The sequence below is a fragment of the Pseudomonas sp. Sample_10 genome, assembly GCF_004321495.1.
In the GTDB taxonomy this organism is placed as follows: domain Bacteria; phylum Pseudomonadota; class Gammaproteobacteria; order Pseudomonadales; family Pseudomonadaceae; genus Aquipseudomonas.
On sequence record NZ_RCOE01000118.1, the window covers coordinates 1 to 5,102 of the forward strand.

The following is a 5,102-nucleotide window of genomic DNA, read 5'->3' on the forward strand; positions in this document are numbered from 1 at the left end:
GGGAACGATCGGTGGTGAGGTTTAGAGCAGGCTGATCGGATAGCTGACGATCAGGCGGTTATTTGGATCGTTCCCACGCTCTGCGTGGGAACGCCTCAACGGACGCTCCGCGTTCGGCTTTGGAACCTGGACGCGGAGCGTCCCTGGCTGCATTCCCACGCAGAGCATGGGAACGATCGGTGATGAGGTTTAGAGCAGGCTGATCGGATAGCTGACGATCAGGCGGTTTTCATCGAACTCGTTGTTGCTGTAATCCCGGCGCATGGTCGAGTTGCGCCATTTCAGGTTCAGGTCTTTCAGTGCGCCGCTTTGCACGGTGTAGCCCAGTTCACTTTCACGACCCCATTCCTTGCCATCGGTGACCGTGCCGGTGTGCACGTTGTCGCCGCTGATGTAGCGGTTCATCAACGTCAAGCCCGGGACGCCGAGAGCAACGAAGTTGTAATCGTGGCGCACCTGCCAGGATCTTTCCCGAGCATTGTCATAGCTGGAGTTGTAGCTGTCGTTGGCCAGGGTCCCGCCGCTGGTGCCGTTGACTCGCATCCAGGGACTGTCACCCGTGAGTTTTTGCAGGCCGACGTAGAAGGTGTGGCCGCCGTACTTGGCTGAGAGCAGGCCGTACATTGTTTTGTTGTCCAGCTCGCCGGCCCGGGCACTGCCATCGTCCTTGCCATGGAAGAACCCGAGGTTGGCGCCCAGCGTCCAATCACCCAACGGTTGGCTGTGGGTCAGGTTGATGAACTGCTGGCTGTAGATATCCTTGAGTTCGGCGTTCCACAGACCGATCTGCGTGCGTTTTTCATTGAACAGGTATTCGCCACCCTGGAAGTTGAAGCGGTCGGAGGTGAACGCCGCTTTGCCGGTCATCGACATGTCGTCCATGCTGCTGTCATCGCGGGGGCTGTTCTGGCGGAACTGGCCGCCGTAGAGCGTCAGGCCATTGATCTCCTTCGACGTGATCTGACCGCCACGGAAGGTTTGCGGCAGCGAACGCCCATCGTCCGAACGCAGGATCGGCAATACCGGCATCCATTCGCCTACCTTGACTTCGGTCTGCGACAGCTTGGCCTTGAATGCGACGTTGGTGCGGCCGAAGTTGTCCGCCGGGCGACCGTCGCTGTCCAGCGGCAGCAGTTGCGTACCGCCAGTGCCTTTGCCGCCATCGAGCTTCACCGAGTACAACCCCAGCACATCCATGCCAAACCCGACGGTGCCTTGGGTGAACCCGGATTTGGCGTCGAGAATGAAACTTTGCGTCCATTCTTCAGCCTTGCCTTGAGCCTTGGTCGGGTTGGTGAAGTTACGGTTGATGTAGAAGTTGCGCAGGTTCAGGTTGACCTTGGCGCCTTCGACAAACCCCGCTTCTTCGGCGCAGGCGGGCAGGGCGGCACTGGCGAGGGCGGCGGCGATCAGACTGGGAACGAAGTACTGCGCGGTGGAAGAGGTCATGGGCTGGGGCTCTCTAATTTTTGTAGACAAAGCGGGTGTGATGCCGCAACCAGAGGTTGCAGACGAATAGTGCAAATCAGGGGCGAACGAACCGGGATCAGCCGGACGGGACAGGGCGCGGGGGCATGGCATCGAACCTGTTGTTATTGGTTTTGTGGCTCGGATGGTGCGGGGAATGTACTGGGTGGTTCAATCTTGGAAAGCAGGTTCTGGGCGATAATCGAACATAAGATTAACAGTCGTTTTTGTATTGTTTTTTGCGGTCCTCATCGCTGGCAAGCCAGCTCCCACAAGGTCATGGTCGCCCACAAAAATTGTGCACGGGACGCACAAGGTGGAAGCCGGCTTGCCAGCGATGAAGTCAGCACAACCTTTCCCGCCGCCAACAAAAAGCCCACCTATCGGTGGGCTTCGTGTTTTCACAGCGCTATCAGAACAACTTCAACTTCGGCGCTTCTTCTTTCAGCGGCTCGTTCTTCGCCGTCTGTTCGTTCCAGCCACCGCCCAGGGCCTTGTACAGGTTGACCTGGCTGATCAGCTGCGCCAGCCGATCGCTAATCAGTGACTGTTCAGAGTTGAACAACTGACGCTGAGCATCGAGGAACGTCAGGTTGCTGTCGACACCGATGCGATAACGCCGCTCGGCCAGACGGTAGTAGTCCTGGTTGGCACTGACCAGATTACGCTGCGCCTGTACCTGGTCGGTGTAGGTGCCGCGTGCGGCCAAACCGTCGGCGACTTCCTGGAAGGCCGTTTGAATGGACTTCTCGTAGTTCGCCACGCCGATGTCTTTCTGGATTTTCGAGTAGTCCAGGCTGGCACGCAGGCTGCCGGCATTGAAGATCGGCAGATTGATCTGCGGCTGGAACAGCCAGGTGCCCGAGCCGCCCTTGAACAGACCGGACAGGTCCGGGCTCAGGGTCCCGGCGTTGGCGGTCAGGCTGATGCTCGGAAAGAACGCTGCGCGTGCGGCGCCAATGTTGGCGTTGGCCGCTTTCAGGTTGTATTCGGCCTGGAGGATGTCCGGACGACGTTGCAGCAGGTCCGACGGCAGGCCGGCCGGTACTTCGGCCAACAGGTCCTCATTCAACGGTTTGGCCACTGGCAGGTTGGCTGGAATGCCGGTGCCGAGCAGCAGTACCAGGCTGTTTTCATCCTGGGCGACCTGGCGCGTGTAACGGGCCAGTTGCGCACGGGCGTTCTCCACCGAAGTCCGCGACTGCGCCAGGTCCAGCGCCGAAGCGACCCCCACTTCATTGCTGCGCGCGGTGAGCTTGTAGCTCTCCTCGAACGCGGCGAGGGTGTCCTGGGTGACTTTGAGCAGTTCCTTGTCGGCCTGCCAGGTCAGGTAGGCATTGGCCACGCTGGCCACCAGGCTGATCTGGGTGCTGCGACGGCCTTCTTCAGTCGCGAAGTAACGCTGCAGCGCTTCTTCGTTCAGGCTGCGAATACGGCCAAACAGGTCGAGTTCATAGGCGCTGATGCCGACGGTGGCCGAGTAGGAACTGCTGATGCCCGCTTCACCGGTCTGCGATGCATCGGCCGGAAGCCGCTGACGGTTGCCGGTGCCATTGGCCGACACAGCCGGGAACAGGTCGGCGCGGGAGATGCGGTATTGAGCCGCAAACGCGTCGATGTTCAGCGCCGCGACACGCAGGTCACGGTTGTTTTCCAGAGAAACCTGAATCAATTGCTGCAATGCCGGGTCACGGAAAAACTGCTTCCAGCCCTGCTCGGCAGCGGCCTGTGCCGGTGCCTGGGCCGGCGAATACGCCGGCCCTTGAGGGTATTGGCCCGCCACCGGAGCATCCGGTTGCTGATAATCAGGTATCAGCGAGCAGCCACCGAGCACGAAGGCGGCGACTGCCAGGGAGAGTAGCGACTTGCTCATTAGCCAGCCTCTTTAGGAGTTTCAGGTGCGTCTTGCTCGTCGACGTTTTTACGCTGACCCATAGCCGACACAGTGACGAAGAACAGTGGGACCCAGAAGATCGCCAGTACGGTTGCGGTGATCATACCGCCAATCACCCCGGTACCGATGGCATGCTGGCTACCCGAGCCTGCGCCCGTGGAGATCGCCAGGGGGACTACACCAAGAACGAAGGCGAGCGAGGTCATGATGATCGGTCGCAGACGCATCCGGCAGGCTTCGATAGCCGCCTCGCGCAGGCTGCGTCCCTGTTCGTGCAGTTCCTTGGCGAATTCGACGATCAGAATGGCGTTTTTCGCCGCCAGACCGATGGTCGTCAACAAGCCCACCTGGAAGTACACGTCGTTGGACAGACCGCGCAGGCTGGTGGCCATCAGCGCACCGATGATCCCCAGCGGTACCACGAGCATGACCGCGATCGGAATCGACCAGCTTTCATACAGCGCCGCCAGACACAGGAACACCATCAGCAGCGACAGGGCGTACAGCGCTGGCGCTTGCGAGCCGGACAAACGTTCCTCGTACGACAGGCCGGTCCAGGAAATACCGACACCGGCCGGCAGTTTCTTGGCGATGGCTTCGACTTCGGCCATGGCTTCACCGGTGGAGTAACCCGGCGCCGGGGCACCGAGGATTTCCATCGCTTCCACACCGTTGTAACGGGCCAGTTTCGGCGAACCGTAGATCCATTCGCCCTTGGCGAACGCCGAGAACGGAACCATGGTGCCTACGCTGTTGCGTACGTACCACTTCTTCAGGTCTTCGGGGCTCATGCGCGCGCCCGGCTGGCCTTGCACGTAAACCTTCTTCACTCGACCGCGGTCGATGAAGTCGTTGACGTAGCTACTACCCAGGGCGATCGACAGCGTGTTGTTGATGTCCGCGATGGTAATGCCCAGGGCACTGGCCTTCTCGTCATCGATTTCCAGCTGGTATTGCGGCTCATCGTTCAGGCCGTTCGGACGGACCTGAGTCAGAATCTTGCTTTGCGCCGCCATACCGAGGAACTGGTTGCGCGCTTCCATCAATTTTTCGTGACCGATACCGGCGCGGTCCTGCAGGAACACGTCGAAACCGGTGGCGTTACCCAATTCAAGTACCGCTGGCGGGGCGAAGGCGAACACCATCGCGTCACGGAAGGTGAAGAAGTGCTGTTGGGCACGGGCCGCCACCTTGAACACGCTGTTGTCGGCGTTACGCTCGTCCCAAGGGCGGAGCATGATGAACGCCATACCGGAGCTTTGGCCACGGCCGGCGAAGTTGAAGCCGGTCACGGTAAACACCGAGTTCACCGCATCGCCTTCACCGCCGTCCTTGCTCGGGCGCAGCAGGAATTCGCGCATTTGGTCCACGACCACTTGGGTACGCTGGGAGGTCGAACCGGCCGGCGTCTGTACCTGGGCGAACAATACGCCTTGGTCTTCTTCAGGCAGAAATGCCGTTGGAATGCGGGTGAACAGCCAGATCATGCCGACGACGATGATCAGGTACGCCAGCAGATACGGCGCCTTGTGCGTAAGCATGTTGCCCACGCCGCGCTCGTAGCTTTTGACGCCACGGTCGAAGTTGCGGTTGAACCAGCCGAAGAAGCCGCGTTTGGGCGTGTGATGCTCGCCTTTGCGAATCGGCTTGAGCATGGTGGCGCAGAGCGCCGGAGTGAAAATCAGTGCAACCAGTACCGACAGGGCCATGGCCGAGACGATGGTGATCGAGAACTGCTTGT

At 60.1% G+C, this 5,102-nt stretch carries 3 protein-coding genes; all 3 read right to left on the reverse strand.

The window, feature by feature from the left end:
• Nucleotides 1-189: 189 nt before the first annotated feature.
• A complete protein-coding gene (locus D8U18_RS11465; protein WP_130906439.1) occupies nucleotides 190-1,449 on the reverse strand; it encodes an OprD family porin in 1,260 nt (419 codons plus the stop codon).
• A gap of 430 nt (nucleotides 1,450-1,879) precedes the next feature.
• Nucleotides 1,880-3,340 (reverse strand): efflux RND transporter outer membrane subunit EmhC, encoded by a 1,461-nt coding sequence (gene emhC, locus D8U18_RS11470; protein ID WP_131107641.1) that lies wholly within the window; start codon nucleotides 3,338-3,340, stop codon nucleotides 1,880-1,882.
• The coding region (locus tag D8U18_RS11475; RefSeq protein ID WP_131107642.1) for an efflux RND transporter permease subunit at nucleotides 3,340-5,102 on the reverse strand (1,763 nt) is incomplete at its 5' end. The genes D8U18_RS11475 and emhC, both read right to left, overlap by 1 nt.

Coding starts and splice junctions, on each gene's coding strand:
- emhC (WP_131107641.1), bottom strand. CDS start 3,340: ATGAGCAAGTCGCTACTCTCCCTGGCAGTCGCCGCCTTCGTGCTCGGT.
- D8U18_RS11465 (WP_130906439.1), bottom strand. CDS start 1,449: ATGACCTCTTCCACCGCGCAGTACTTCGTTCCCAGTCTGATCGCCGCC.